Annotated in this window: 32 protein-coding genes and 1 tRNA gene; 22 read left to right on the top strand and 11 right to left on the bottom strand. The window is 65.2% G+C overall.

Annotated features, from left to right (window positions below; all coding sequences use genetic code 11):
- The first annotated feature begins 34 nt into the window (after positions 1 to 34).
- Positions 35 to 110, top strand: a tRNA-Val gene (locus ABD693_RS01065).
- 35 nt (positions 111 to 145) lie between these two features.
- Here the strand turns inward: ABD693_RS01065 and ABD693_RS01060 are convergent.
- Positions 146 to 712, bottom strand: coding sequence for a helix-turn-helix domain-containing protein (locus tag ABD693_RS01060; protein WP_344695103.1), 567 nt, complete (start codon positions 710 to 712; stop codon positions 146 to 148).
- 97 nt (positions 713 to 809) lie between these two features.
- On the opposite strand from ABD693_RS01060, the gene ABD693_RS01055 reads away from it, so the two are divergent.
- On the top strand, positions 810 to 1,280 hold the full coding sequence (locus ABD693_RS01055; protein WP_344695102.1) for a DUF6456 domain-containing protein: 471 nt from the start codon (positions 810 to 812) through the stop codon (positions 1,278 to 1,280).
- Between the two features lie 35 nt (positions 1,281 to 1,315).
- Here the strand turns inward: ABD693_RS01055 and ABD693_RS01050 are convergent, their stop codons facing one another.
- The 4 genes from ABD693_RS01050 to rpsF all read right to left on the bottom strand — a co-directional run bounded on the left by ABD693_RS01050 (position 1,316) and on the right by rpsF (position 3,146).
- The gene (locus tag ABD693_RS01050) at positions 1,316 to 1,753 is read right to left on the bottom strand and encodes a hypothetical protein (RefSeq protein WP_344695101.1); all 438 of its coding nucleotides are present in this window, start codon (positions 1,751 to 1,753) and stop codon (positions 1,316 to 1,318) included.
- Between the two features lie 169 nt (positions 1,754 to 1,922).
- The gene (gene rplI, locus ABD693_RS01045; RefSeq protein ID WP_344695100.1) at positions 1,923 to 2,519 is read right to left on the bottom strand and encodes a 50S ribosomal protein L9; all 597 of its coding nucleotides are present in this window, start codon (positions 2,517 to 2,519) and stop codon (positions 1,923 to 1,925) included.
- A 12-nt stretch (positions 2,520 to 2,531) separates the two neighbouring features.
- Positions 2,532 to 2,756 carry a 30S ribosomal protein S18 gene (rpsR, locus tag ABD693_RS01040; protein ID WP_168070454.1) on the bottom strand — a complete coding sequence of 75 codons (225 nt, stop codon included), beginning with the start codon at positions 2,754 to 2,756 and terminating at the stop codon, positions 2,532 to 2,534.
- Between the two features lie 3 nt (positions 2,757 to 2,759).
- Positions 2,760 to 3,146 carry a 30S ribosomal protein S6 gene (rpsF, locus tag ABD693_RS01035; RefSeq protein WP_344695098.1) on the bottom strand — a complete coding sequence of 129 codons (387 nt, stop codon included), beginning with the start codon at positions 3,144 to 3,146 and terminating at the stop codon, positions 2,760 to 2,762.
- 279 nt (positions 3,147 to 3,425) lie between these two features.
- Here rpsF and ABD693_RS01030 point away from each other — a divergent pair, with 279 nt between their 5' ends.
- The 17 genes from ABD693_RS01030 to alr all read left to right on the top strand — a co-directional run bounded on the left by ABD693_RS01030 (position 3,426) and on the right by alr (position 18,869).
- On the top strand, positions 3,426 to 4,538 hold the full coding sequence (locus tag ABD693_RS01030) for a phage portal protein (RefSeq protein WP_344695097.1): 1,113 nt from the start codon (positions 3,426 to 3,428) through the stop codon (positions 4,536 to 4,538).
- Positions 4,535 to 4,855: a DUF6127 family protein gene (locus tag ABD693_RS01025; RefSeq protein WP_344695096.1), complete on the top strand. Its 321-nt coding sequence runs from the start codon at positions 4,535 to 4,537 to the stop codon at positions 4,853 to 4,855. The genes ABD693_RS01030 and ABD693_RS01025 overlap by 4 nt, the downstream gene beginning before the upstream one ends.
- 3 nt (positions 4,856 to 4,858) lie before the next feature.
- Positions 4,859 to 5,281 carry an HK97 family phage prohead protease gene (locus tag ABD693_RS01020; protein ID WP_344695095.1) on the top strand — a complete coding sequence of 141 codons (423 nt, stop codon included), beginning with the start codon at positions 4,859 to 4,861 and terminating at the stop codon, positions 5,279 to 5,281.
- Between the two features lie 31 nt (positions 5,282 to 5,312).
- Entirely contained in the window at positions 5,313 to 6,434 is a 1,122-nt protein-coding gene (locus ABD693_RS01015) for a phage major capsid protein (protein WP_344695094.1), read from the top strand.
- A 141-nt stretch (positions 6,435 to 6,575) separates the two neighbouring features.
- On the top strand, positions 6,576 to 8,624 hold the full coding sequence (locus tag ABD693_RS01010; protein WP_344695093.1) for a hypothetical protein: 2,049 nt from the start codon (positions 6,576 to 6,578) through the stop codon (positions 8,622 to 8,624).
- Between the two features lie 42 nt (positions 8,625 to 8,666).
- Complete coding sequence (locus ABD693_RS01005; protein WP_344695092.1) at positions 8,667 to 8,798, top strand: hypothetical protein; 132 nt, start codon at positions 8,667 to 8,669, stop codon at positions 8,796 to 8,798.
- A 9-nt stretch (positions 8,799 to 8,807) separates the two neighbouring features.
- The gene (locus tag ABD693_RS01000; RefSeq protein WP_344695091.1) at positions 8,808 to 9,089 is read left to right on the top strand and encodes a phage fiber-tail adaptor protein; all 282 of its coding nucleotides are present in this window, start codon (positions 8,808 to 8,810) and stop codon (positions 9,087 to 9,089) included.
- Entirely contained in the window at positions 9,089 to 9,610 is a 522-nt protein-coding gene (locus tag ABD693_RS00995; RefSeq protein ID WP_344695090.1) for a head-tail connector protein, read from the top strand. The genes ABD693_RS01000 and ABD693_RS00995 overlap by 1 nt, the downstream gene beginning before the upstream one ends.
- Positions 9,607 to 9,930, top strand: a complete 324-nt coding sequence (locus ABD693_RS00990; RefSeq protein WP_344695089.1) for a head-tail adaptor protein — start codon at positions 9,607 to 9,609, stop codon at positions 9,928 to 9,930. The genes ABD693_RS00995 and ABD693_RS00990 overlap by 4 nt, the downstream gene beginning before the upstream one ends.
- On the top strand, positions 9,927 to 10,316 hold the full coding sequence (gene gp17 / locus ABD693_RS00985) for a tail completion protein gp17 (protein WP_344695088.1): 390 nt from the start codon (positions 9,927 to 9,929) through the stop codon (positions 10,314 to 10,316). Before ABD693_RS00990 ends, gp17 begins: the two co-directional genes overlap by 4 nt.
- Complete coding sequence (locus ABD693_RS00980; protein WP_344695087.1) at positions 10,313 to 10,723, top strand: phage tail tube protein; 411 nt, start codon at positions 10,313 to 10,315, stop codon at positions 10,721 to 10,723. Before gp17 ends, ABD693_RS00980 begins: the two co-directional genes overlap by 4 nt.
- Positions 10,724 to 10,747: 24 nt before the next feature.
- Positions 10,748 to 13,039 carry a DUF2460 domain-containing protein gene (locus ABD693_RS00975; protein ID WP_344695086.1) on the top strand — a complete coding sequence of 764 codons (2,292 nt, stop codon included), beginning with the start codon at positions 10,748 to 10,750 and terminating at the stop codon, positions 13,037 to 13,039.
- Entirely contained in the window at positions 13,036 to 13,827 is a 792-nt protein-coding gene (locus tag ABD693_RS00970; protein ID WP_344695085.1) for a DUF2163 domain-containing protein, read from the top strand. Before ABD693_RS00975 ends, ABD693_RS00970 begins: the two co-directional genes overlap by 4 nt.
- A 498-nt stretch (positions 13,828 to 14,325) precedes the next feature.
- Positions 14,326 to 16,290: a phage tail protein gene (locus ABD693_RS00965; RefSeq protein WP_344695084.1), complete on the top strand. Its 1,965-nt coding sequence runs from the start codon at positions 14,326 to 14,328 to the stop codon at positions 16,288 to 16,290.
- 9 nt (positions 16,291 to 16,299) lie between these two features.
- Positions 16,300 to 16,797 carry a DUF2793 domain-containing protein gene (locus ABD693_RS00960; RefSeq protein ID WP_344695083.1) on the top strand — a complete coding sequence of 166 codons (498 nt, stop codon included), beginning with the start codon at positions 16,300 to 16,302 and terminating at the stop codon, positions 16,795 to 16,797.
- Between the two features lie 112 nt (positions 16,798 to 16,909).
- The gene (locus tag ABD693_RS00955) at positions 16,910 to 17,770 is read left to right on the top strand and encodes an outer membrane protein (protein WP_344695082.1); all 861 of its coding nucleotides are present in this window, start codon (positions 16,910 to 16,912) and stop codon (positions 17,768 to 17,770) included.
- Between the two features lie 79 nt (positions 17,771 to 17,849).
- A complete protein-coding gene (alr, locus tag ABD693_RS00950; RefSeq protein WP_344695081.1) occupies positions 17,850 to 18,869 on the top strand; it encodes an alanine racemase in 1,020 nt (339 codons plus the stop codon).
- Here alr and nth read toward each other — a convergent pair.
- Genes nth through ABD693_RS00935 form a run of 3 tightly spaced genes read right to left on the bottom strand, consistent with a single transcriptional unit; the run spans position 18,829 to position 20,637 of the window.
- The gene (nth, locus tag ABD693_RS00945; RefSeq protein WP_344695080.1) at positions 18,829 to 19,506 is read right to left on the bottom strand and encodes an endonuclease III; all 678 of its coding nucleotides are present in this window, start codon (positions 19,504 to 19,506) and stop codon (positions 18,829 to 18,831) included. The two genes, alr and nth, sit on opposite strands and share 41 nt — an antisense overlap.
- Positions 19,503 to 20,213, bottom strand: coding sequence for a 4-hydroxy-tetrahydrodipicolinate reductase (gene dapB, locus ABD693_RS00940; protein WP_344695079.1), 711 nt, complete (start codon positions 20,211 to 20,213; stop codon positions 19,503 to 19,505). Before dapB ends, nth begins: the two co-directional genes overlap by 4 nt.
- A 40-nt stretch (positions 20,214 to 20,253) precedes the next feature.
- Positions 20,254 to 20,637 carry an acyl-CoA thioesterase gene (locus ABD693_RS00935; protein WP_344695078.1) on the bottom strand — a complete coding sequence of 128 codons (384 nt, stop codon included), beginning with the start codon at positions 20,635 to 20,637 and terminating at the stop codon, positions 20,254 to 20,256.
- Between the two features lie 59 nt (positions 20,638 to 20,696).
- On the opposite strand from ABD693_RS00935, the gene ABD693_RS00930 reads away from it, so the two are divergent.
- Positions 20,697 to 21,443 carry an NAD-dependent deacylase gene (locus tag ABD693_RS00930; RefSeq protein ID WP_344695077.1) on the top strand — a complete coding sequence of 249 codons (747 nt, stop codon included), beginning with the start codon at positions 20,697 to 20,699 and terminating at the stop codon, positions 21,441 to 21,443.
- Here the strand turns inward: ABD693_RS00930 and era are convergent.
- Genes era through lepB form a run of 3 tightly spaced genes read right to left on the bottom strand, consistent with a single transcriptional unit; the run spans position 21,410 to position 23,753 of the window.
- Positions 21,410 to 22,303 (bottom strand): GTPase Era, encoded by an 894-nt coding sequence (gene era / locus ABD693_RS00925; protein ID WP_344695076.1) that lies wholly within the window; start codon positions 22,301 to 22,303, stop codon positions 21,410 to 21,412. The genes ABD693_RS00930 and era overlap by 34 nt on opposite strands.
- Positions 22,300 to 22,962: a ribonuclease III gene (gene rnc / locus ABD693_RS00920; protein ID WP_344695075.1), complete on the bottom strand. Its 663-nt coding sequence runs from the start codon at positions 22,960 to 22,962 to the stop codon at positions 22,300 to 22,302. Before rnc ends, era begins: the two co-directional genes overlap by 4 nt.
- Entirely contained in the window at positions 22,962 to 23,753 is a 792-nt protein-coding gene (gene lepB, locus ABD693_RS00915) for a signal peptidase I (RefSeq protein WP_344695074.1), read from the bottom strand. The genes rnc and lepB overlap by 1 nt, the downstream gene beginning before the upstream one ends.
- 84 nt (positions 23,754 to 23,837) lie before the next feature.
- Here lepB and pgi point away from each other — a divergent pair, with 84 nt between their 5' ends.
- Both pgi and gorA read left to right on the top strand, forming a co-directional pair.
- Positions 23,838 to 25,319: a glucose-6-phosphate isomerase gene (gene pgi, locus ABD693_RS00910; RefSeq protein WP_344695073.1), complete on the top strand. Its 1,482-nt coding sequence runs from the start codon at positions 23,838 to 23,840 to the stop codon at positions 25,317 to 25,319.
- Entirely contained in the window at positions 25,316 to 26,662 is a 1,347-nt protein-coding gene (gorA, locus tag ABD693_RS00905; protein ID WP_344695072.1) for a glutathione-disulfide reductase, read from the top strand. The genes pgi and gorA overlap by 4 nt, the downstream gene beginning before the upstream one ends.
- Positions 26,663 to 26,699: the final 37 nt, after the last annotated feature.

Genomic DNA, 26,699 nt, shown 5'->3' with positions numbered 1-26,699 from the left:
GCAAGCCGGGGCAGGGCGGGGCACGGGGGCCCGGGGGCGCTTAGCTCAGCTGGTAGAGCGGCTCGTTTACACCGAGTAGGTCGGCGGTTCGAACCCGTCAGCGCCCACCATCCTCAAGGCTCCGGCTTCGCGGTGCCTGGCCCCGTCAGTTGAGTGAGCGCACGAGCCGCGTCGGGATGGCGAGGTAGGGTGGGTCATTGACGACGACCTGACGCGTGCCGCTGCCGAGCGGGAGGAGGTGCAGCTTGCCTTCCTCGCGGGCAAGCAGTCGGCCGAAGACGAAACGCCCGGCCGGACGGGGCACGAGGACGTCGCGATTGAGCGCGCGGCCGAAGTCCTCGGGGGCGAGGCGGTCGCACCAGATTTCGTCACCCGCGCGATAATCGGCGACGCCGCTTGTCACCAGCAAGGCGACCTGCCCGGCAGCGGGGTGGGGCGGGATGACGATCTGCGACTTCTTGGGCGCGGTTGCGCCTTCGCTGCCGATGAGCGCGAGCACCTCGAGCTTTTCGCTGGCCTGATGCTCGACGAGGTCGGATGCCGTGACTCCGAGCGCGTCGGCAATCCGGTTCAGCCAGCCGACCGAGACCGTGCGCATTCCGGTCTCGAGGCGGCCGATCGTCTGCGGGGTGGTCGGCGGGGTGCAGGCCCGCGCGACGTCCTCCAGGGTCATTCGCTTCGCCTTGCGAACCTCGCGAATACGCGTGATCATGATTGAGTACCCCTGTAACCGATCCGGCGATTTCTACTGTCCTACAACAGGGACGATCTGGCAAGCTTCATTTCGACTCGGGAACGGGAGGGGTGAGATGAAGCCGGTGTACCGCGAAAAGTCGATTGTCGAAGCGGGAGCGCCGGGGCGCAAGGCGCGGCGATCGGTCACGATCAACGAGGTGGAATCCCCGTTGGGATGGCTCTTCCGCCACGGGCACTTGAGCGTTCGGCAATATGATGCGGGGGAACAGCTGCGATCGGATTATGAATTATCCAATCTGGCACCGAGCGTAACCATGAGATGGGATGCTTCCGGTGTTAAGGGGGCGCGGCACGGCGCAGCCGATCTGACCCCTTCGGAGCGGCAGGCTGCGGCGCGTCAACGCTTTGACGGCGCACTCCGGGAAGCCGGTACGGGAATGTCGGACATCCTCTGGCGCATTGTCTGCGCCGGCGAAGGCATGCGCGACGCGGAGACGGCGCTGGGCTGGCCGGCACGGGCAGGCAAGCTTGTGCTTCAAATGGCGCTCGACCGGGTCGCAGCGCATTATCGTATCCCCGAGTGAGGGGGATCGTCAGGCGACGACCCCCTTCCTGTTACTCAGAGGCTGCTGCCCTCGATGTCGCTATCGCGGCGCTGGCTGCGTTCGCTTTCGACGTCGGTCGTGGCGGTCGGATCTTCCGTGCTCGCACCTTGGCCATCGGCCGCGAAGTCCTGCGCGCCGTCGGTGCCGAGGTTGGCCGAGGATTGCGCCTGGCCGCTGCTTCCCAGGTCATCGCTCGAGCCGCTGAAGAGGCGGTCGCCGCCTTGGCTGGCGCTGTCGGGGGCATTGTCGGCCTGTTGATCCACGGTGCCCGTGTCGCCGCTGTTGCCATAGGAAGCCTGGCCGGTGGCCATGTCGTCGGCCGAGGACTGGCGCGCATCCGGGGAACCGGCCTGGCGATCATGGGAGCGCTGTTGCGCATTGTCCTGCGCGGCGGTCCGCCAAAGATGCTGTTTGTTCTCAGATTGGTCGGGCGTGTGTCCATCGGCGGTCATCGTGCTTCTCCTCGAACAGCCCCCGGGCCCTGCGACGAGAATGCTTCCCCGTTGCGCACCGTTCCGCGACCCTGCGACCAGTCGAAGCGCTTTTCGACCGACGGCCTCGCCCAACGAAAAAGGGCCGCCCGCAAGCGGACGGCCCTTCGTGAAGGTCGAGAGCGGAGGCTCAGGCCTCTTCGGTCGAGCCCTCGTCCGCGCTGACTTCGGCGGTGGCGCCGGGTTCAGCGTTCGGATCATAGTCCTCGGTGAAACCACCGGTGTCGCGCTCGAACATCTGCGCCATGACGTCCACGCCCTGGGCCTGGAGATCGGCTTCCTCGGGCGAACGGGCGACGTTCACCTTGACGGAAACCGAAACTTCCGGGTGAAGCGCGACGCGCACTTCGTGCATGCCGATTGCCTTGATCGGACGATCGAGGACGACCTGGCTCTTGGCAACCTTGGCACCATCAGCCTCGAGGGCTTCGACGATGTCGCGGGCGCTGACCGAACCATAGAGCTGGCCGGTGTTCGAGGCCTGGCGGATCAGCTGAACCGTCTTGCCGTCGATGCCGGTCGCCGACGCTTCGGCCGCGGTGCGGCGCTCGGCGTTGTCGGACTCGATCTTCGCACGGTTGGTTTCGAACAGCTTCCGGTTGGCTTCGTTCGCACGAAGCGCCTTCTTGTTCGGGAGCAGGTAGTTACGGGCAAAGCCGTTCTTCACGGTGACGACGTCACCGATGGCGCCGAGCTTCTCGACGCGCTCAAGCAGGATGACTTCCATTACCGGCGCTCCTTACTTGACGACGTAGGGCAGCAGACCGATGTGGCGGGCGCGCTTGATCGCCTTCGCCAGCTCGCGCTGCTTCTTGGTGCTGACCGCGGTGATGCGGCTCGGGACGATCTTGCCACGCTCGGACACGAAGCCCTGAAGCAGACGAACGTCCTTGTAATCGATCTGGGGGGCGTCCTTGCCCGAGAAGGGGCAGGACTTGCGGCGGCGGAAGAATGCGCGGGCCATGTCTTAAGCTCCCATCTCTTCGCGAGGACCGCGCTCGGGGCGATCCGAGCGGCTGCCACGATCGCGCTCCTGACGGCGCATCATCGCCGACGGGCCGGCCTCGTGGGCGTCGACACGAACGGTCATGTAGCGGATCACGTCCTCGTTAATGCCGGTCTGGCGCTCGAGCTCGGCGATCGCCGCGGCGGGCGCGTCGATGTCGAGCATGACGTAGTGAGCCTTGCGGTTCTTGGCGATCCGATAGGCGAGACCGCGCAGGCCCCAGGTTTCGGCCTTCACGACCGAACCACCGTTTTCGGTGATGATGTTGGTTGCACTCTCGGCGAGGGCGTCGACCTGGGCTTGCGCCAAGTCCTGCCTCGCGAGGAATACATGCTCGTAGAGCGGCATGGTTTCTCTCAATGTTGGCCGATCGCTGGCGCTCGCCCCATGCGAGAACCCCTCCGGCTGTCGTCGTTATTCGCTGACCAGGAATCAGTCGCGCTGATCCGGGACGGCGGGCCATTCGCACAAAGTCGGTCGCTTTGCAAATCTGCACTCACAAGAGGGAAAGCAAGCGAACCAAAAAGGCACAAAAAACTTGACATCGTAACGCTGTTATGGCACAAGAGGGCAAGCTAGGACGAATCGGCAGCGGCCTTCGTCGGCGTCATCAGCCAAGGACATAAGATGCGGTGGTTCGGACGAAAGTCGGCGGACCTCCCGCCGCTGTTCCTCTCGATTCCGGGGAGCGAGGCACGCAGCCTGTTTCCGAGTTCGCCGCAGTCGCAACTCAAGGAAGTCTTCCTGACCAATCCGGTCGGGCAGCGAGCGGTGAAGCTGGTGGCCGGTGCGGTCGGGACGCTCAAGATCTATGCGACCGAGGGGGACGAGGCGGCCGCGAACCTCCTGTGTCGTGCCAGCCTGCTCGAGCAGATGACCGCCTCGCTCCTGCTCAACGGCAATGCCTATCTGCAGATCGTCGAGGCGCTCGGCGCGCCAGCGCAATTGTTCGTGCTGCCCGCCGACCGGATGAACATCGAGACGGACGACAAGGGTTGGCCGCGGCGTTACGTCTACAAGGCGGGTCGCCGCACTACCGTGGTGCCGCGGCACGACGAACTTGCGCGAACCCAGGTCATCCACATCCGGGCGCTCAACCCGACGAACGAGCAGACCGGTCTCGGCTGCCTGGACGCGGCGAGCGCGGCGGCGGCGATCCACAACAAGGCGAGCCGGTGGAACAAGGCGCTGCTCGACAATGCAGCGCGGCCATCGGGGGCGCTCACTTACGATCCGGCAGACGGCGCCGCGCTCAGCAGCACGCAGTTTACGCGGCTTCGCGAGGAAATCGATCGCCAGTTCAGCGGGAGCGACAATGCCGGTCGGCCGATGCTGCTCGAGGGTGGGCTGAAGTGGCAGCCGCTTGGGCTGACCCCAACCGACATGGATTTCTGCGCGATCAAGGAAGCCGCGGCACGCGACATTGCGCTCGCCTTCGGCGTCCCGCCCGTGCTCCTCGGGCTGCCCGGTGACACCGCCTATGCGAACCTTCGGGAGGCCGGGCGGGCGCTCTATCGCCAGACGGTCCTGCCACTGGCGGAACGTATCGTCAGCGAGGTGGGTGAAGCGCTCGCAGACTGGTTCGGCCCGCTTCGTCTCGCCATCGACACCGATGCCATCAGCGAGCTTGCGGAGGACCGGGAGCGGCTGTGGCAAATGGTGTCGGCGGCGGACTTCATCTCTGCGGCAGAGAAACGCGAGATGCTTGGCTTTGCGCCGCTTCCGAGCCCTGCGAAGTGATCCGTCCGGCAGCGGATGACCTGCTCGCCGAACTTCTGGTCAGTGCCCAGGGACGACAGGTCGATTACGTCCTGCTGCAGGCGGTGATCGAGGAAGCGAGCCAGGCCGGTGCCAGCCGGGCGCTGGCCTCGCTCGGCCTCGAGGATGCCCGCGCCCGTCGCGACATGGACGAGCTCCGGGAACTGCTCGGTGCCTGGCGCGACGTCAAGAAATCGGCGTGGCAGACGGTCGCGCGGTGGGTTGTCCGCGTCGTGCTCGCGATGCTGATGTGCGCGCTGGCGTTCCGACTGAACCTGAAAAGCCTGTTGGAGCCTTGACCCATGCGGCAGCAGAAGAGCGCCGGCGGGCTTCGCTTCGCCGGCTACGCATCGGTGTTCGACCAGATCGATCGGGGCGGCGACATCGTGCGACCCGGCGCCTTCAAGCGTACGCTCGGCGAAGGCCGGAGCGTCCCGCTGCTATGGCAGCATCAGCCGGGGAAATGCATCGGCGTCATCGAGCATATCGCCGAAGACACGCGCGGACTGCAGGTGATCGGCCGGCTCAACGATGATGCACTCGCGGCAATGTTGGGCCGCGAATTGCAGCGCGGCAGCCTGACAGGCCTCAGCTTCGGGTACCGCGTCCAGGCCGCCGCCAAAGGGCGGACCGCGCGCGAACTCAACGATGTCGACCTGCTCGAGGTCAGCCTGGTGAGGCGCCCGATGCAGCCGCTCGCCCGCATTCACAAGATCGCCGCCTGAGGGGCGGACGAAGCCAGTTTCATTGGAGAAGATGATGGAATTCAAGGCAGATCCGCTGGAAGCGTCCTTTTCGACGCTCCAGCAGCAGAATGACGACGCCGCCGTGCTGCGGGCCGAGGTCGATGCGCTCAAGACCAAGCTGCGGCAGTCGCTGGTGGCGGCCGCCCGCCCGGACGTCAGCGGCGAGGCCAAGAGCGCTGGTGACGAGACCTTCAACGCCTTCCTGCGCAGCGGCGATCTCGCGTTCGAAGGCAAGTCGGCCGACAACAGCAGCGGCGCCGCGGGCGGCTTTTCCATTCCGCGCGAGATTGACGAGGTGATCGACCGTGCACTGGTGGCGATCTCGCCGATCCGGCGCATCAGCAATGTCGTCAAGGTCGGCAGCTCGAACTACCGCAAGCTGATCACCACCGGCGGAACGCCGTCGGGCTGGGTCGGCACCGAGGCGCTCCGGCCGGAGACCGCGACCCCGACATTCAGCGAAGTCGTGCCGGCCACGGGCGAACTCTACGCCAATCCGGCAGCCTCGCAGCACATGCTCGACGACGCGCAGTTCGACGTCGAAGCGTGGCTCGCCAACGAGATCGCGACCGAATTCGCGCGCGCCGAAGGCTATGCCTTCATCAAGGGGAGCGGCGTCAACCAGCCGCTCGGGTTCCTCTCGTCGCCCAATGCGATCACGGCCGACAGCGCGCGCCCGATGGGCACGCTCCAGACGATCGGCACCGGTGTTGCCGGTGCCTTCCCCGCGGCCAATCCGCAGGACAAGCTGGTCGACCTCGTCCAGTCGCTTCGCCAGCCCTACCGCCAGGGCGCGGTGTTCGTGATGAATTCGGCAACCGCGGCGATGGTGCGCAAGATGAAGACCACCGACGGTGCCTTCATCTGGCAGCCGGGGATGATCGCCGGCCAGCCGTCGACGCTGCTCGGCTACCCGGTCATCGAGGCGGAGGACATGCCCGACATCGCGGCAAGCAGCCTGTCGATCGCGTTCGGCAACTTCAAGGCCGGCTACATCATCACCGAGCGCGCGGAAACCAGCATCTTGCGCGATCCCTATACCAAGAAGCCGTACGTGTACTTCTACGCGACCAAGCGCCTTGGGGGTCAGGTCGTGAATTCGGAAGCGATCAAGCTGCTCAAGTTCGCCTGATCGATTTCGCCTTCCCCGACCGAGACCCAATTTTCGAAAGCGCGAACACTCATGCCGCAAACATTCACGCCCGTATTCCGGGACATGGTCCGCGTCTCGACGACGACGCAAGGCACCAGGCCGCTTGCCTGCGGGCCGGCCGTGGCGGGGTTCTCGAGTTTCGCCGATAGCGTCGCGGTCGGGGACAGCTTCTATTATTCGGTCCAGAATGCCGACAAGCCGCAGGAGCGCGAAGTCGGCCGGGGCACGCTGCTTTCCAACGGGACGATCTCGCGCCAGCCGGTGCAGGGGGGGCTGATCAGCTTCACCTCAGGCAGCAAGACGATCGCGCTTGTCACCACCTCCGAATGGTATTCCCAGGTACAAGTCGCGGTCGCGCAGGGCGGTGGTCAGTCTTCGGACGTCGACACCCGCCTCCAGCTCAAGGTCGCCGACCCGGCGAAGTCGCGCTCGCGCCATCTGCTCGAGCCGGGCCGCCAGGGCTTCTTCGTCTGGGATGCAACCGTACCGGTCGCGACGCACCAGGCGGATACCGCCGAAGGCATTTTCGTGGCGCCGAGCGCGACGGCTGCCGGGGCGTGGGTTCGCCAGATCGATGGACCGGTGAACGTCTGCTGGTTCGGGGCGTCCCCCGCCGCTACCGCCAGCGTGAACACCACGGCGTTCAAGGCGGCGCTCGCCTATCTTCAGGCAGGCAACAACCAATATTCGTGGCTCAGCATGACCCACGCGCGGCGGCTCTACATTCCCGCCGGCAAATTTCAGCTCAACGACGTCCTCAACGTGCACGTCACCCTCATCATCGAGGGCGACGGTCCGCGCTCGACCCATCTCAAATGGGCAGCGGGGAGCTCGGGCTTCCGGATCCTTCGGATCAACACCGGCGAATATACGGCGCCTGGCCCCACCGGCAGCGGTGGCGCGGCCGACGAGACGATCATCCGCGGCATGATGCTCGAGGGCGGCGCGGTCGAGTTCGACTACGTCAATTACACGGTCGGGAATGAGGGCGAATTCCACGGCATCGAGCTTCGCGCGCGCGCCAGCATCTACGACGTCGTTCTCTACAAATGGCAGGGCGACGGCATCTATTCGCTGGCGGTCGCCGGCGGCGGCACGGCCGAAGGCAATGCCAATCTTATCCGCATGTTCAACGTGACGGCGTGGAGCTGCCGCAATGGCGCCTTCCTCGACGGGGCGGATACCAATGCCTGCGCGATGTACGGCTTCAACGGATTTAGTTGCCGCCAGTGGGGGTTCTGGGACAGCAGCTTCCTCGCCAACGAGTGGAGCGGCGTTCACGTCGACGGGAACGGCATCACGAACCTGACCTACGCCCATGCGAGCGGGCGGCTCTATTACGTCCTCTACGGGCAGGAAGCTTGGTGCGCGGCGAACCCGCCGAGCGGAACGACGGCGAGCAACCAGGGCTGGGCCTATCTCAAGGACGCGTCGATTCCGGCGCTCGACTGGGTGTCGGGCCGCGCCTACCGCGCGGGTGGCTCCTTCTGCTGCGATAATGCGAACGCCTTTTCGACGGTCAGCGGCTATTCGGAAAGCGGGCAGCCGCCGGCGCAGGTCGCTTATCCGACCAAGGTCGACGGCGGATTCTACGCGGGCGTCAAGCAGCTCTCCACGACGCGTTCCTACGGCGGAATGATGGTCGCCAGCGGCTCGGGGATGCTGGGCGTCGCCACGACAGGCGATCTGAAGGCGGGCGAGAACGTCTTCCTTGGCGGCAACCTCGAATTCACCAAGGATACCGCGCGCGGCTATACCGGTCCCGACCTGTGCGGGGTGTTCCGCCAGGGCGGCGCGCTTCAGCTGTTCGGCCCGAGCAGCGCGTCCTTCGGACTGGCGCTGTATAATGGCGGCAATCCGGGACTGACCTTCGGCGCTACGGGTTCGACCATCGCCGACTTCTGGGGCGATGTGAACCTTCGCAATGCGGGGAAGGTGTTCAAGGTCCAGGGGACGCAGGTTGTCGGCCCGCAGGGCGCGGCGGTCGCGGATGCGCCGGCGCTGACGAGCGTCAACGGCGCCAATGCCGCGACTGCTCCAACGCAGGCCGAGTTCAATGCGCTGGTCGCCGAATTCAACAAGCTGCGGATCGATGTCGGGGCGGCAAGGACGGCGCTCAACGCTTCGCTGTCGCGGCTTCGTACGCACGGACTGATCGCCGCCGCCTAGGCGCGAGCAAGCACCCGACTACCGACATCTACAGGAGCGAGCATGAGCATCGCTGCATTTGCCGTGACCGAGGCGCCGATCGCGCAGCCCGTGGTCGTTGCCGAAAAGAAAACGCCGCCGAAGCGCACGCTGACCGCCCTTTCGGATCCCGTTCTTGTTCCTGAAGCTCGCTGAGGAGGCACAATGACCCTCGTCTTGAAGGACCCTGCAAGCTCGCTCGATTATCGCGTGGACTGGGCCAGCCGATATCTCAGCGACGATACGCTCGAAGAGTCGAACTGGAGCGTCGTTCCGGTCGAGCCCGGAGGGGTCACCATCGACGGCACACGGTTCGACCAGGCCAGCACCACCGTGCTCATCAGCGGCGGCAAGCCAGGCAAGCTGTATCGGCTCCTCAATCAGGTTGTCACCGCGCAAGGGCGCGAGGACAGCCGCTCGATCCTCATTCGCGTGGAGGTTCGCTGATGCTGCAGCAGGACGTAGCGGCGCTATGCGTCAGCCTCAACGAGGCGCAGGCCTATGCGCGTGTCGAAACCGGGGAGGAGGAGGCGATCCTCGCAGGGCTTCTTCGGGTCTCGAGCGACCTTTGCGAAGCGTTCCTCAATCAGGCGCTGATGGCACGGCCCTTCACCCAGGTCATCACTGCCGGAGATGGGTGGACGTTGCTCGGCGTCCAGCCGGTGCGCACGATCACGGCGCTTCGATCGCGCGACGACGGAGTCGCGGTGCCGGCATCGGATTACCGTACCGATATCGATCATGACGGCCGGGCATTCGTGTCGGGGCTGAAGGCCGGATCCCGTTACGAGGTGACCGGTACCGCCGGCATGGCGGCGGAGGCGAATATGGTGCCCGAACCGGTCCGGCAGGGAATCCTGCGGCTTTGCGCGCATCTTTTCGCCAATCGGGATGGCCCGGCGGGAGAACTGCCGCGCGCGGTCACCGCATTATGGCGTCCATACCGGCGGGCCGGATTATGCCGGTGACCGAATTTGCCGGCGGGCTCACCAACCGGGTCGAGCTCTGGCAGCGGGTCGATGATCGCCATGCCGGATCGGGTCTGGAGGAGGAGTGGGTTCTCGTCGACCGTCTTCTCGCCCGCATCGAACCCGAGGGGGCTGGACTTCCCACCGAGGCGATGACGCTGAGCGCGATGCCGCGATATCGGGTCACCGCGAGGGTCGGACCCGCCTTCGCGATCGACAGCGAGTTGCGCTGGAAGGGTCGGCGGATGGTCATTCGGCAACTGCTTGCCGACCCCGCGCTTCCCGACCGGGTTCTTTGTAGCTGCGAGGAATTGCGATGATGGCGCCGAACGGACAGCTTCAGGCCGCACTATCCGCCTTCTTCTTATCGAAGGGTGTATTCGCGGACATCTATGACGACGCCCCCGCGCGCGCGTCCTTTCCCTACCTCGTCATTCATTGTCCCGCCGACACGGCGTGGAACATGCAAGGGCTCGACGGGCGCGAGATCGGGATCGAGCTGACCCTGTGGGACGAGCAACCGTCTCGCTTGGTCAGGTTGGAGCATGACCTGTCGGTAGGGCGTGAGGATGTGCCGCCGCTGGAAGGCTGGAGGCTTACCAGTCTCGTCGAGCTTGGCCGGCAGCGGACGCGAAACCCGGCAGGGCCCTGGTCACACACGCTGAAGCTTCGTGCGCGGGTGGTGAACGATGGAGTGGGCGCGTGAGCGAGGTATCCACGCCGAGCGCGATCTTCCTTGCCGATGCGGATGGTAGTTGGTCTCCGGTGGCCGGGCTACTTGTCAGCAAGTGGCGACTCTTTCGGGAACTGGTCGACGTCACGCGATCGGATGACCAGGGATGGCGGCGGTTGCTGCCGAGCGCCGGTGTCCAGGCTTTCGATGTGGAAGGTGAGGGCGTCGGCGTCGATCCGGTGACGTTGGGCCAACTGCAAGAAGTTGCCGTCGCGGGATCGAAGGTGTCTTTTAAAATTCGTCTCGAGCCAGCGCTCACGATCACGGGCGACTTCATCATCGGCGCATTCGAGGTTCGCGGCGAGGTCGACGAGGAGGTCACCTTCGCATTCGTCCTCAATAGTGCCGGCCCTGTCCTCCCGTCGCTTGAGACAGCCTGACCCTCCGAACTGAAGGAGTTGCGCATGCGTTATTGGCTGACGCGCGCCGATCCCGGTCTGCGCCAAAGCAGCGTGAAACGCTTCGATCCCAGTCACTGGACGATCGACTTCCCGCGCGGGAGCATGGCGTCGGTTGTCTCGGTCCCGCAGGCGCCTGAACTCAAGATCACGGCGACTTTCGCGACTCGCGGTGATCTCATCGGACTGATCTACCGGTCATCCGAGGACGATCTGCACATCGGGCACCAGCGCGAACTCAACCGCGACTATTCACGCTGCACGCTGTCTTTCCGTTGGCGGTCGCAAGGGGTCATTCCGCTCGATCAGGCCAACGGGCCGACGTTGACGATTGAGGGCCGAGACGCGGATGGGCAGGCCCGGTCCTGGTTTGTCCGTCTGTGGAACTATGCGACCGGAACGCCGACGGACGCTCAGGTCGTCCTGCCGTTCGGTGAGCTTCGTTCCGGCTATCAACCGTCATCTGGCGAGTCGGTCCATGTCGCAGACATCGACCGGATGTTCATCAGCCTCGTGCCACCCGAGTATGTGAGCGGTTCGGCGCAACGCTTTGCGGCCCCGATTCAAGCCGAGATCGAACTCAGCGATTTCGCCTGCACCGGGTCGGGCAGCACGATCGCGATCAACGACACATTCGTTCCTGAACACCAGGTCCGGATCTGCACTGCCTACGACGATTGCTATCATCTCACGCCCGAGCGCGTGATCGATGGTATCGAGCGCCTCGGCTATCGGGCGATCATCAACCATTATGTGGGGATGAGCCACTATCCCTCGCTTACAGGCGCGGGTTTGATCGATCCGGGCATCCCTATCTGTGAGCCTGCGAGACGGTGGCACGAAAGCTTCGCCGCCATCGCCAAGCAGCGTGGCTACGAAATCATCTGGTCGCTCTCGTTCGAACTACTCGACCAATGGTGCCCGGAGTCGTGGAAACAGAGAGATGTTGACGGTCTCCCGGCGCTCACGGCTTACCAGCCACCATCGACCTTGGTGTCGCCCGCTGTTCCAGACTCTATCACCTACCTTGGAAGCGTCGCTTCCGCTTTCGTCGGTATCGGTGTGGAGGCCGGCCTCACGCCGATGGTCCAGGTCGGCGAGCCATGGTGGTGGGTGAAGCCGAGCGGGAAGATCTGCATCTATGATCCGGCGGCGTCCGGCCACTGGTCGGCGCACGAACCGATCGGCGATGTCGCGGGAGCGCTGACCGCCGCGCAGAAGCTCGTCCTCGACGAAGCGGGCGAAGTGCTGGCGTTCGCCACCCGGAGGATCGTCGAGGCCGTTCGCGCAATCCACGCCGATGCGAAGTCGCATCTACTTGCCTATCTTCCGGGCGTATGGCGCAGCGATGCAAAGGAAATCTCTCGCGCCAACCTGCCGCTCGCCTGGGCAAAGCCGGCTTTCGATATCCTTCAACTGGAGGATTATGAGTGGGTGACGCAGGGACGTGTGATCGGGCGACAGAAGGCCCGCGCGCAGGTCTTCGCGCGGCTCGGCTACGGTACGGATGAAGCGCATTATCTTGCGGGCTTCGCATCGAGCGCAATGCCTTCGGCGGACTGGTCGGCGATCGTGAGCGCCGTGGACGAGGCGCGCGACGCGCGGCTCGCCCAAGTTTTCGTCTGGGCACTGCCCCAGGTCTTTCGCGACAACATTACTTTGTTTGAGGGGGATCCGGACGTGAATACCTTTGAGGACGTCGATTTTCCACTGGAGCTCGGTCTGAAGGCCGAAGTCTGCGCCTGCTTCTCGACGACGGTCTCCACCAGCACCGCCGGTTTTGAACAGCGGAATGTCAACTGGTCGCAATCGCGTCTTCGGTTCGATGTTGGCCCAGGCGTGCGAAGCGTCGGAGACCTGCAAACGCTGCTTCGCTTCTTTCGCGCGATGCGTGGCAATGCGACCGCTTTCCGTTTCCGTGACCCTCTCGATCACAGCACGACAGCAGATAATGCAGCGCCACTCGCGACCGATGTGACGATCGGGATCGGTGACGGATCATCTCTGAACTTTCCGCTTTCGATCCTCTACGGCTCAGGAGAGCTGCGGCGTATCACCCGACCGGTCGCGGCTAGCCTCAGGATTGCGATCGACGGTAGCGAAACCGGTGCGTGGTCGCTTCTCGACAAGGGCATCATCGAGTTCGAACAGCCACCGACAGCAGGCGCGCTGATCACCGCCGGCTTTCTCTTCGATGTTCCGGTGCGCTTCGAGCAAGAGCAACTCGCCGTCAGCCAGACGACGCATCTTGCCGGAGAAGCGAAGGCGATTCCGCTGATCGAGGTTCGTGAAGCATGAGAGTCTCAGGAGATGCCGTCACAGCCTTTCGCTTTGACTGGAGCCTGCAGCGACCGGACGGCGCCGGATTTGCGACATCGAGCGACATCCAGGCTGATACGCTCGGGCACGGATGGGCCGGAGGACTTCGATTGCTCGAGCTTCGGCAAAACGAGGAAATCGTCGGCAGTGCGCTGAAGGTCGAAGGCATTCTTCAATCGAATGCACTGACCAAAGCTGACCTGGAAGCACGGCGTTGGGATCATGCAAGCTTGAAGCTGGCGCTAAAGGATACCAGCGGCGGGTCGAATGGCACCGTGTGCATGGGAGAGCTCGGTCAGGTCGCGGTGCGCGGGCAGACGTTTGAAAGCTCCGTCTCGATCGCGCCCCGAAAGCTTGCATCCTCGCCATGCGTGCTGACGGCGCCTGAATGCCGAGCGGTGCTTGGCGACAAGCGGTGCGGTGTCGATTTGCGGACACGGCGAATGCGGGTCGCTGTGGCTCATCAGGATGGCGTTCGCTTGACGTTCGACCGGACAATCGAGGCTCAGTATCGGTTCGGTCGGGTGCGATGGTTGAGCGGCGCGAACACAGGCATCGATCAGGACATCGTCGACATTATCGATGGCAATATTCTGCTGCGTGAACAGCCACCTTTGGAGTGTATACCAGGTGACCATCTCGAGATCACGCAAGGGTGTGACGGGCAGCCCGCGACGTGCGGTGACATCTTTTCTAACATTGCGAACTTCCGCGGCGAGCCGAACCTGCCGCATACCGATGCGCTGATGCGCTATCCCGGTGCTTGAGCCATTCGAGCGGGCGCGACAGCTTCTTGGGTCACCGTTCCGACCGCAAGGTCGAAGTCCCGTCACTGGCCTCGACTGCGTTGGGGTCGTGATAGTGGCCTTTGGGTTGCGCGATGTTGAAAGACCAAGTTACCGATTTGCGGGCTGGAGTTGGCGCAAAATCGAGCACGAGATCGGAACCTGGTTCACGCCGTCGTCTGTCAACAGTCGTCAGCGAAACCGACTCGTCGTTTTGGACTGTGGTCGGTCCTTTCATTTCGGGGTGACTGGGGATCGATCGTTCGTTCACGCAGACCTCCGCTTGCGTCGCGTGGTGGAGCAGCCGTTCGACGATCTTTCAAATGCGCGCTTCTTTGACAGACAGCCGGAGCACAATTGATGGCGACCATGGTATTAAGCGCTGCCGGTACCGCCATCGGTGGTCCCGTCGGGAGCGCCATCGGGACCTTCGTTGGACGGCAAATCGATCGCTCCTTGCGTCCGAGCTCACGCAGCCGGTTGACCGATCTTCACGTCCAGACCTCGCAATATGGGGATCCGGTACCCTGCATCTTTGGCAGGATGCGCGTCGCCGGTGTGGTGATCTGGGCGGGCGAGTTGGTCCGCTCGAACCTCACTAGCAAGACAAATTCGCGACAAGCGTATAGCGTCAGCTTCGCGTTGGCGCTTTCGTCCCGACGCCTGTCGGCGTGTCATCGTATCTGGGCAGACGGGCGCCTCATTCGTGATGCCGATGATCGTCAGTCGGTCCAGTTCAAGCTGAGATTGCACGACGGCGATGCTGACCAAGCGCCCGACCCGCTGATGGTGGCGTCTCTCGGAATAAATCGCGCACCGGCCTTTCGTGATCTTGCCTATGTCGTCTTCGAAGATTTCGATCTTTCCACCTTCGGAAATCGCCTCCCGCAAATCACGATTGAAATTTCCTCAGCGGACGGATCGGTGGACGGCGGGGCGATCATGAGCGAACTGCTGGCGATCGAGCGAAGCGGTGTCGGTTCGCCATCGTTCCTTGGCTGCGCCATTTCCGGAGACACCACCGAGCAAGGTCTTGAGCCGCTAGTCGCCGGACTGCCAATCGCGACCCACTTTCGGGACGGCCGGTGGGTGGAGGGTGCGAGCGATGTTTCGCATTCGGTCGGCGTCGCGGATCCCATCGTTCTCGATAGCAAGGTGGACGAGCGCCAGCGCGCGCCAGCGAAAGTGGCGCTTCGCTACTTCGACACCGCGAGCGATTTTGCGATCGGGGAGAGCAGCGTTCGTCTGCCGGGCGGTGATGAGGCGCTCGTCATCAATTTGCCCGTCGCTATCGATGGAACGGCGGGGAAGGCATTGGCGCAGCGAATCCTCACTCGCGCCTGGCAGGAACGCGAAGAGGTGAGGCTTCGGCTTCCACTGCGCTTTTGCGGGGTGGAGGTCGGCGACAGTGTCGCCCTCGAAGGCTTTGCATCTGAGGCGTTGCGGGTTCGACGAAAGCTCATCGCGGACGATGTCGTCACATTGTCGCTTGTCCGGAATGCCGATTCACGTCCCGTCGTGCCCCTGCCGGCTGCCCCAGTCGCCGATGAGGTCGTCCCGAGCGGACAGATACGGCTGGCGGTCGTCGAATTGCCGATCGGAAGTTCGAGTGATCTGCCCTCTCTGGCCGTCGTCGTCGATGGTGCGCCTCAGATCACGTCCGTTCAAATCGAGGGCGTTGGGGTCAATGAGCAGGTCGAGGTGCGTTCCTCGCCGGGGGCGATCGGATACCTTCGCGAACCTCTCATGAGAGGCGAGACCGACCTATTCGACACCCAGAATGTCGTCGATGTCGAGTTTGCGTTCGATCCCTCGCTTACCAGCGAGGACGAGAGCCTGCTTTTCACCGGCGCAAATACGGCCGCGCTCGGCGGCGAGATCATTCAATTTGGAACGGTCTTTCCGCTAGGTGGTGGCCGATATCGGCTCACACACCTTCTACGCGGTCGTCAGGACAGCCTCATTCCTGACGTGCACGCGACGGGAAGTGCATTCGTCTTGCTTAACAAGGACAGCTTCTTCGAAATCCAGCTTCCCGTCGCGGCATTGGGTACGGCGGTGTCGATTTCGGCCTCCGGGCTCGATGGGGCGACGGTCACGGACGAATTGCCCGCCGTTCATGGGCTCACAATCAGACCATGGCGTCCGCAGGTCCTGTCCTGCCAGTTGGTGGGGCAGGAACTCCGTGCCTCATGGGTTCGCAGAGGCCGAGAGGGCGCGGCCTGGCTGGATTATGTTGATACCCCCATCGGTGCTGCGGTGGAACGCTATGGGATCACCATCGCGGGAGCGAACGGCGCGAGCGTCAGCATAGAAAGTGACATCCCGTCCGTGACAATCCCCGAAGCCTTGCTGCAGGAGCTCGGGCCGCGACCGTGGCGGCTCGAGATACGACAATTGGGGAACTTCACGGCAAGCGCCGCTACCGTTCAAATCATCAATTGAGGACCGCACATGGCCACCACGTCACGCCTTCACATGCCGCTCCTTGCGGCTGGCCAGGCCCAGAAGGAGGTCACACACAACGAAGCTCTACTCCTGCTCGATGGCTTGACGCAGGCCGTCTGCGCTGCAGGGCCCAACGACACGCCCCCCGCTACGGCGGTCGAAGGTGCTGTTTATATCTGCGGAGGAACGCCCACGGGCGCATGGAGCGGTCAGGCCGGTAATCTTGCCATCAACACCCCGGGAGGCTGGCGATTTGTCCATTCATTCGAGGGGCTTCGACTGGCCGACGGCTCGACCGGTATGAGCTGGGCGAGGCGTAACGGGCAATGGGTCAGTGGCCGCGTCGAAGCGCTGGAGGTCCGGATCGGCGGCGTTCAGGTGCTCGGAACCCAGCGAGGCCCCATCGCCGCCCCGGTGGGCGGCGGTACGGTCGATACCGAGGCGCGGGCGGTCATCGGCCAGCTTCTCACCGCGCTTCGAGGGCACGGGCTGATCGCGAGCTGAGTGCGACTTTCCAGTCACAACGGACTGAATTGTTGAGGATAAGCAACAAAAGCGGGAACGGAGCGGCTTCCGGCTCTATTGTCCCCCGGAACTTTACCGAGGGGATGTAAGAATGTCGTCCAGACTGATTTTGCTAGCTGCCACCGCCTTGGCAGTCGTGCCAAGCGCGGCGTCGGCGCGTGATGGCACGCCGTATGTCGCGATCGAAGGTGGCGCGATCAAGCCAGAGAAGGCGAAGCTCGACTATCGTCTTCGTGCGCTTTCCGTCGATAATGGCGTCGTGCTCGAGCACCGCACCGGTGTCGATGCCGACCTGCTCGCGGGTTATGACTTTGGCCTCATCCGGGTCGAGGGCGAGCTTGGCTACAAGCGCGCCAAGCTGTCCGACGTCTCGATCAGCCCGGCGGTCATCACGACCACCGGTCGTCCGGGCATCTCGGGCCGGACCCAGATCCTGTCGGCCATGGCAAATGCCCTCGTGGACGTCGGTTCGGACGATGGCCTCCAGTTCTACGGCGGCGGCGGCGCGGGCATCGCGCAGTTCGCGGTTCGCAGCAGCATCTATGGCCCCGGCGTGCCGCTCGGCACCGGCATCTACGGCAAGGATCGCCATTTCGCGTGGCAGCTGATCGGCGGCATCCGCATGCCGGTGAGCCGTTCGGTCGATGTCGGCCTCAAGTATCGCTATTTCCGCTCAAAGCTCGACTTCACCGACACGAACAACGGTCTCGCAGCCGAGAGCCTTCGCGGCAACTTCAAGTCGCATTCGCTGCTCGCCACCCTGGCCTTCAACTTCGGTGCTCCGGCGCCGGTGGTCGTGCCGGAGCCGGTCGTGGTGGCGCCGCCGCCGCCTCCTCCGCCGCCGCCCGCGACCCAGACCTGCCCCGATGGCTCGGTGATCCTCGCGACGGACGTCTGCCCGGCGCCTCCGCCGCCGCCGCCGCCGCCGCCGCCGGCTCCCGAGCGCGGCTAACCCAACCACTCGTCGGCTCCCGAGAAATCGGGAGCCGACTTGCCTCGACCGGCTCGAAAACGGTCGGTAAGGCCGGCTGATGCATCAGCCTCTCGCCCTTCGCTGCGACGCAGCCGCCTTGGCGGGCAACTTCCACCATCTCCAGAACCTCGCTGGCGTGCCCGCGGGTGCCGCAATCAAGGCCGACGCTTATGGCCTCGGTGCTCGAGAAGCCGCGCGCCATCTGCTCGATGCAGGGTGCCGGGATTTTTTCGTCTCGACCTGGTGGGAAGCGGCCGAGCTGGATTTTCTCCCCCCCGACAGCCTTGCCGTCCTTCATGGCCTCGGCGTTAACGACGCCGCGCTCCCGGGCGTGCGCCCGGTCCTCGTCAGCCCCGAGCAAATCGTGCGCTGGAAGAACGCTGGTCCACCGGACGCGCCGTGCGACGTGATGATTGATACCGGCATGAACCGGCTTGGCCTGCGGGCCGAGGACATCGATCTCCTCGAGGGCCTTTCCATCCACACGCTCCACAGCCACCTCGCCTGCGCAGACGAGGATATTCCGGTCAATGACCGGCAGCTTGAGGCTTTCCGTGCCCTTCGAAGCGCCGTCCCCGCACAGCGCTACAGCCTTGCGAACAGCGCCGGCATCCTCCTCGGCCGGGATTATGCGTTCGATCTCGTCCGTCCCGGACTTGCGCTCTACGGCGGCATTCCGCGCGCCGAGGGGCGGGGACTGGTGCGCCAGGTCGCCACGCCTGAGGCGCAGATCATCCAGCTTCGCACCGTCCCGGCCGGCGAAACCGTTGGCTACAACGCCACCTTCGCCGCAGCGACCGATACGCGCATTGCGATCATCAATATTGGCTATGCGGACGGTTACTGGCGCGGCTTCTCCTCGCGCGGAATGGCCCGGTTCCAGGGCCGAGAGCTGGCGGTCGTCGGGCGCGTGTCGATGGACCTTGTCGCGCTGAAGGTCGACGGAGCCGCTGACATTAGGGAAGGCGACTGGGTCGAGCTCGCCTTCGACCTCGAGCACGCCGCCCAGACGAGCGGCATGTCGCAGTACGAACTGCTTACGGGGCTGGGGTCGCGGTTCCGGCGCTACTGGATTTAGGCGGCGTCAGCCGCTTTTCGCGAAAGCGGCAAAGATCGACGACCGGGCACCGCCAGCAATCGGGCGCCCGCGCCTTACAGATGTATCGACCGTGCAGGATCAGCCAGTGATGCGCATGTAAAAGGAACGGTGCCGGCGTCACCTTCTCGAGCTTCAGTTCGACCGCCAGCGGGGTTTTCCCCGGGGCTAGCCCCGTCCGGTTGGCGACCCGAAAAACGTGCGTATCGACAGCAATGGTTGGCTCGCCGAAAGCGATGTTCAGCACCACATTGGCTGTCTTGCGGCCGACTCCGGCCAGCTGTTCGAGCGCATCACGGTCGCGCGGAACCTCACCGCCGTGCCGCTCGATCAGCTGCTGCGCCATCAGCACGAGATTTTTGGCCTTGGTGTTGAACAGGCCGATCGTCTTGATGAATTCGCGAATGCCGTCCTCGCCGAGCGCCAGCATCTTTTCGGGCGTGTCGGCCACGGCGAACAGCTTGCGGGTCGCAATGTTGACGCTGACGTCGGTCGCCTGCGCCGACAGGGCGACCGCGACCACCAGCGTGTAGGGATTGACCCACTCGAGTTCGCCCTTGGGCTCCGGATTGAGCTCGGCCAGCCGCAGGTAGAATTCGGCGACGTCGGCCTTCTTCACAGCGCCTCGACGACGTCGCGCATCGTGTAGAGCCCCGGCTCGCGTCCGTGCAGGAATCGGGCGGCCGCCAAGGCCCCGCGGGCGAAGATCATGCGGTTTTCGGCCCTGTGCGACAGGATCAGGCGCTCTTCGGGTCCGGCAAAGATGACGTCGTGGTCGCCGACCACGGTGCCGCCACGAAGCACCGCGAATCCGACATCGTTCGCGACGCGTTCAAGCCCGCGGCCGCTCCGAGCCTCATCACGCCGGAAGGGGATGTCGCGGCCCCGAGCCGCCGCTTCCCCAAGAGCCAGCGCCGTGCCCGACGGCGCATCCCGCTTCATCCGGTGATGCATCTCCAGCACTTCGATATCCCAATCGGTTCCGAGCACGCGGGCGGCCCGCTCGACCAGTTCGGACAAAAGCGCCACGCCGAGCGAGGTGTTCGCCGCGCGAAGCACCGCGACCGAGCGCCCGGCTTCGGCGAGGCGGCGATCGGCGAAATCGTCGAGCCCGGTGGTGCCCACGAGAATCGGCACGTTGCTCCTAGTCGCGCGGTCGAGCGATCCGGCGAGGGCTTCGGGCGAGGAAAAGTCCACGATCACGTCGCCATGATCGGCGTCGATGCGGAAGCCGCCATCGGCGTCGGCCGCGGCGACGATCGCCTTACCCATCCGGCCGTTCGGCGCGACAAGGCTCAATCGGATGGTCTGCTGGTCTGTCCGCATGGCGCGCACCTTGGCGTCCGCCGGCGGGGGAGGCAACAGCTCAGGCCGGAAGGAAGCGGCTCACTACGTCCTTGGCGAGTCGCGCGGGACGGAGCGAGGTCGCGTCGAGGCAACACCAGGTGCTCTTCACCTCGGCGAGCACTTCCTCGCCGCGGCGGATCACCGTCGTGAACAGCGCGCGCGCACCCTGCACCTTCTCGGCGATCACGTCGGCGACCACCGTATCGTTGAGAAAAGTCGGGCGGCGAAACTCGATCTCGTGCTTCATCGCGACCCACAGGTGGCGAGTGACCGCCTCGGCCGGGGCAACTCCCTCCCAGTAGCGGACGACCGCTTCCTGGACCCACTTGAGGTACACGCTGTTGTTGACGTGCCCCATATGGTCGATGTCGGCAGGGTCGATCCCGATCGGGTGGCGGTACATGGTCTCTTTATCGCTGTTAGAATGGCTGCTGACAACAGTGTAAACAAATAGGTTGAGCAATGGTTGCGGGTGGTCAACGAAACGGACAAGTCTTGCTGGTCCTGACCGGCGCCGGAATCTCGGCCGAAAGCGGTGTCGCCACCTTCCGAGGGCCCGACGGCCTGTGGGAGGGGCACAGGGTCGAGGACGTCGCGACGCCCGAAGCCTATGACCGCGATCCTGCCTTGGTCCACGCCTTCTACGACGCCCGCCGTGCAAAGCTCGAGACTGTGGCGCCGAACCCGGCGCACGCAGCGCTCGCGCGGCTCGAACGCGAATGGTCGGGAGAGTTCCTGCTCGTCACTCAGAACGTCGACGATCTTCACGAGCGTGCCGGCTCGCAGAAGCTCATCCACATGCATGGCGAACTGGCGAGCGGCTGGTGCCTTGCCTGCGACTCGCGCTTCACCTGGGTAGGCGCGATGGGGGAGGGGGCGCGTTGCCCGTCATGCGCGGCAACTGGCAAGGTCCGCCCCGACATCGTCTGGTTCGGCGAAATGCCCTACGCCATGGACCGGATCGAGGATGCGCTCGCCCGCTGCACCCTATTCGCCTCGATCGGAACGTCGGGTGCGGTCTATCCGGCCGCCGGCTTCGTCCAGACCGCCCGCTACGTCGGTGCGCACTGCGTCGAGCTCAATCTCGAGCCGAGCCAGGGCAGCATCTTCTTCCACGAGACCCGCCTCGGCCGCGCGAGCGAGATCATTCCGGCCTGGGTGGACGAAATCCTGGCTCAGTTCGTCCAGTCGAGCCCGATGTCCTTGTAGAGCCCGCGATCCTCGGACCAGCGCGGCGCCACCTTCACGTGAAGAAAGAGGTGGACCTTGCGCCCGAGATGCTCGCCGATCGCCTCGCGTGCCGCCGCCCCGATCGTCTTGAGCTTCGACCCGCCCTTGCCGAGCACGATCGCTTTCTGGCTGTCACGCTCGATCAGGATCTGCTGGTGGATGACCGTGGAGCCGTCCTTGCGCTCTTCCCATTTCTCGGTCTCGACCGCGCTCGCGTAGGGGAGCTCGGCGTGAAGCTGGAGATAGAGTTGCTCGCGGGTCAGTTCGGCCGCCACCATCCGGTCGGTCGCGTCGCTGAGCTGGTCTTCGGGGAAATGCCACGGTCCCTCGGGCATGGATTCTGCCAGATGGCGCTTGAGGTCCGCGACACCGTCGCCGCTGGTCGCCGAGATCATGAAGACCTCTTCTGGTTGCAGCCGGGCACTCAACTCGGTCGCCAGCTTGAGAAGGTCACCCTTGTTGGCGATGTCGACCTTGTTGAGGACCAGGATCTTGGGCTCGGGCCGCCCCTCGATCCCTTCGAGGACCATTTCGGCCCGCTGGCCGATGCTGGCCGCAGCGTCGATCACCAGCACCAGCCGGTCGGCGCTTTCGGCACCCTCCCAGGCCGCTTTGACCATCGCCCGGTCGAGCCGGCGGCGCGGCGCGAAGATTCCCGGCGTGTCGACCAGCAGGATCTGGCTCTTGCCCTCGATCGCAAGGCCCATCAGCCGGGCGCGCGTCGTCTGGGCCTTCGGGCTGACGATCGCCACCTTCTGGCCGACCAGCGCATTCACCAAGGTCGATTTGCCCGCATTGGGGGCGCCGATCACCGCCACCAGGCCGCACCGCTCGCTCAACAGATCATCTCCAGCAAGGCGGTCGCTGCCGCCGTTTCCGCTTCCTGCTTGCTCGCCCCTTCGGCTTCCGCCGCGCCGGCGCCGCCGACGCTGACCTTCACCCGGAAGGTCGGGGCGTGGTGCAGACCGAACTGGCCGAGCAATTCATAGACCGGCGGCTTCAACCCGCGCGCCGCCGACACTTCCTGAAGCAGCGACTTGGGATGCTGCGGCGCCTTCTTCTGATGGTCGAGATAGGCCGCCCAACTTTGCCGGATGACCTTCTCCGCCACGTCCAGCCCACCGTCGAGATAAAGCGCGCCGAGCAAGGCCTCGACCACGTCGCCCACGACATTGTCGCTCAATTGCGCATGATCCTCGCGCGCCTGCTTGCCGAGTCGGATAAGCTTGGGGACCCCCCACTCGCGTCCGACCTCGGCGCAGGTTTCGCGGGCGACCAGCACGTTGTAGCGCCGGCTCATTTTGCCCTCGGGCTCGTCGGGAAAGCGCTCGAACAGCCAGCCCGCGACCACCAGCCCAAGCACCCGGTCGCCGAGGAATTCCAGCCGCTCGTAGCTTTCGCGCGCCGCGCTCCCATGCGTCAGCGCGCGGGTGAAGAGCGCCTGCTGGCGCACCTCGTGCCCGAAGCGCTGGCGGATGAAGGCGACGAGGTCGGCCATCAGTGGCGTTGTCCGATCCGGTCGAAGCGCGCGGCGCTGAACCAGGTCCAGGGCAGCAGCCACTGCGCCGTCCCGTCGGTCGACCAGAAAGTGACCAGCGCGCGTCCGACCAGCCGTTCCGTCGGGACGAAACCCATCCCGCCGAGCGAGGGCGGGATCCGGCTGTCGGCGCTGTCGTCGCGATTGTCGCCCATCACGAACACGCTTCCGGCCGGCACCTTCACCGGACTGAAATCGTCAACGATCGGGTTGTCGGTCTGGTCGAGCACCACATAGCTGCGCCCGCCCGGAAGCGTCTCGCGCCACGCCTTGAACAGGCAATTGCCGCCGACCTCGTTCGGGGTGACCGAGCGGCAGGGGGAGTTGGGGGTCACGGGGATTGCCACCGGCGCGACCGCCTGCCGCGGCACCGGCCGACCATTCAGCACCACTTGGCCGTCGACCGTCGCTACCGTGTCCCCCGGCAGGCCGATCACCCGCTTGATGACGTCATTGCCCTCGGGACCTTGGAAGACAGTCACGTCGCCACGCTCGGGCAGACGCTCGAAAACCTTTCCCGATATCGGCGGAAAGCCGAACAGGAAGCTCGCGCGGCCGTAGCCGTAGGGCCATTTGGCGACCATCAGATAGTCGCCGATGTAGAGGCCCGGCAGCATCGAACCCGACGGGATGCTGAACGGGGCCACGATCAGGCTGCGCAGCACCCAGGCGAACAGCAGCAGCCACAACAGCGACTTGCCGAGCCCGCCGCTCGGCTTCTTCTTGGTGTCCGTGGTCTCGACGATGGCCATATCCCGCGAGCCTTGCGGCGGGCCACGCCCCCGGGTCAAGCGCGGCAGGGTGGAATATGTGGCCCGCATCGCTATGTCGCGGCCATGGCTTCCCCCGCTTTCCTCGCCGATTTCTCCCCCACGCCGCTGACGCGCCTGTTCGAGGAGGATGGCGAGCGGGCGAGCCGCTTCGCCCACGACCTCGCCGGCATCCACATCGACCTGTCGAAGACGCACCTCACCGACTCGCTGGTCGAAAAGCTCGACGCCGCGCCCTATCGCGAGGCGCTCGACCGCCTGTTCGCGGGCGAAGTGGTCAACCCGACCGAAGGCCGTGCGGCCGAGCATCTCGCCGAGCGCGGCACCGGCTCGCCCGACGCGGTCGCGCTCGCCGCCCAGCGCCACATCCGGATGCGCGGGCTGGTCGACGCGATCGAGGCCGGCGCCTTCGGTGACGTCACCGGAATTCTTCACATCGGCATCGGCGGCTCGGCGCTCGGTCCGGCGCTCCTCGTCGACGCTCTCGGCCGGACCGAGAACCGCTTCCGGGTCGAGATCCTGTCGAACATCGACGGCCAGGCGGTCGACGACGCGCTGCGCCGGCTCGATCCCGCCACCACGCTCGTCGCGATTGCGTCCAAGACCTTCACCACCGCCGAGACGCTCCGCAACGCCGATGCGGCGCTGGCCTGGCTCGCCGAGGCCGGGGTGGAGGATCCTTACGGCCGTCTCATCGCGCTCACCGCGGCGCCCGAGAAGGCGGTCGAATTCGGGATCGACGAGACCCGCATCCTGCCCTTCGCGCCGAGCGTCGGCGGCCGTTATTCGCTCTGGTCCTCGATCGGCTTTCCCGCCGCCCTCGCGCTCGGGGTCGAGGCGTTCGGTCAGATGCTTGAAGGCGCCGCAGCGGTCGACGCCCACGTCGCCGAGGCCGAGCCGGGCCGCAACGTGCCGCTCCTCGCGGCAATGTCCGACATCCTCTACAGCCGCCACTTCGGCGCCGAGACCCGCGCGGTCTTCGCCTATGACGAGCGGCTCCGCCTGTTGCCCTCCTATCTGCAGCAGCTCGTGATGGAATCGAACGGCAAGTCAGTGGCCACCGACGGCGCGCCCGTCGATGGGCAGACCTCCGCCATCCTGTGGGGCGGGACCGGAACCGACGCGCAGCATGCCGTCTTCCAGCTTCTCCATCAGGGCACGCATCTCGTGCCGGTCGAGTTCGTCGCGGTCGCCGAAGGCACCGACGAGCAGGACCCCGCGCACCACCGCGAGCTCCTGCTCAACGCCTTCGCGCAGGGCGCCGCGCTGATGACCGGCCGCCATGCCGACGATCCCCACCGCGCCTATCCCGGGAACCGGCCCTCGATCACGATCCTCCTCGAGGACCTCGATCCCGCCAGCCTCGGCGCCCTGCTCGCCTTCTACGAGCATCGCACCTTCGCCGAGGCAGTACTCCTCGGCATCAACCCGTTCGACCAGTTCGGCGTCGAACTCGGCAAGGAGATGGCCCGCGCCATCGACGACCCCGAGGCCCGCGCCGCCTTTGACCCCTCCACGCGTGCCTTGATCGAAAGGGCCGGGCTTTGACCGATTTTGACTTTGACCTGTTCGTCGTCGGCGCCGGCTCCGGCGGTGTCCGGGCCGCACGCATCGCCGCGGCCCACGGCGCCCGGGTCGCCATTGCCGAGGAGCACCGCATCGGCGGGACCTGCGTCATCCGCGGCTGCGTGCCCAAGAAGCTTCTCGTGTACGGCGCCCATTTCGCCGAGGATCTCGACGACGCCGCGATGTTCGGCTGGGACGTGCCCCACAAGCGCTTCGACTGGCTGGTCCTGCGCGACAACGTCCTCGCCGAGGTCAGCCGGATCGAGGGAGCCTACGGGCAGACACTCGGCAGCCACCATGTCACGATCCACAAGTCGCGCGCGGTGCTGACCGGCCCCAACCAGCTTCGCCTCGACGACGGCACCACCGTCACCGCCGGCAAGATCCTCCTCGCCCCCGGCGCGCGCCCGATGCTCCCCGAGATCCCTGGCGTCGAGCATGCCATCACCTCGAACGAGGTCTTCCACCTCGAACGCCTCCCCGAGCGGATCGTGATCGTCGGCGGCGGCTACATCGCCAACGAATTCGCCGGCGTCTTCCACCAGTTCGGCGCGCACGTGACCGTGGTCAACCGCTCGGACACGATCCTGCGCGGCTATGACGAGCAGGTCGTCGATCGCCTCGTGAAGATCAGCCTCGCAAAGGGCATCGATTTCCGGTTCAACTCGACCTTCGATTCGATCGAGCGCCAGGACGACGGCACGCTCCTTTGCCGGATGAACGGCTGCGAGGACATTGTCGCCGACGAAGTGCTGTTCGCGATCGGTCGCGTCCCGAACACCGAGGGACTCGGCCTCGACGAGATCGGAGTGAAGCGCAACGAGCGCGGCGGCATCATCGTCGACGACCAGTTCCGTACCTCGGTCCCGTCGGTCTTCGCGGTGGGCGACGTCACCGACCGGATCCAGCTCACCCCCGTCGCGATCCGCGAGGGCCACGCCTTCGCCGACACCCAGTTCGGCGGCAAGCCGTGCACGGTCGACTATGACAATATCCCGAGCGCGGTCTTCTCGCACCCGCCGATCGGCGCGGTCGGGCTGACCGAGAGCGAAGCGAAGAACAAGCTCGGCGTCATTCGCACCTACACCTCGGACTTCCGCCCGATGAAGAACGTGCTCGCCGGCCGAAACGAGCGCTCGCTCTACAAGCTGGTGGTCGACGAGGGCTCGGATCGCGTCGTCGGCATCCACATGATCGGCCCCGACGCGCCCGAAATCCTCCAGGCCGCCGCGATCGCGGTCAAGGCGCAGCTGACCAAGGCCGACTTCGACGCCACCATCGCGCTCCATCCGAGCATGGCGGAAGAACTGGTCCTGATGCGCTGACGCCCGACCGTTCGTCCCGGGCGAAATCGAGGGGCAG

The organism is Sphingomonas rosea (assembly GCF_039538065.1).
GTDB classification, from domain to species: domain Bacteria; phylum Pseudomonadota; class Alphaproteobacteria; order Sphingomonadales; family Sphingomonadaceae; genus Sphingomicrobium; species Sphingomicrobium rosea.
Note: the sequence above shows the minus strand (reverse complement) of the source record. Positions and strands in the feature narration are given on the sequence as shown.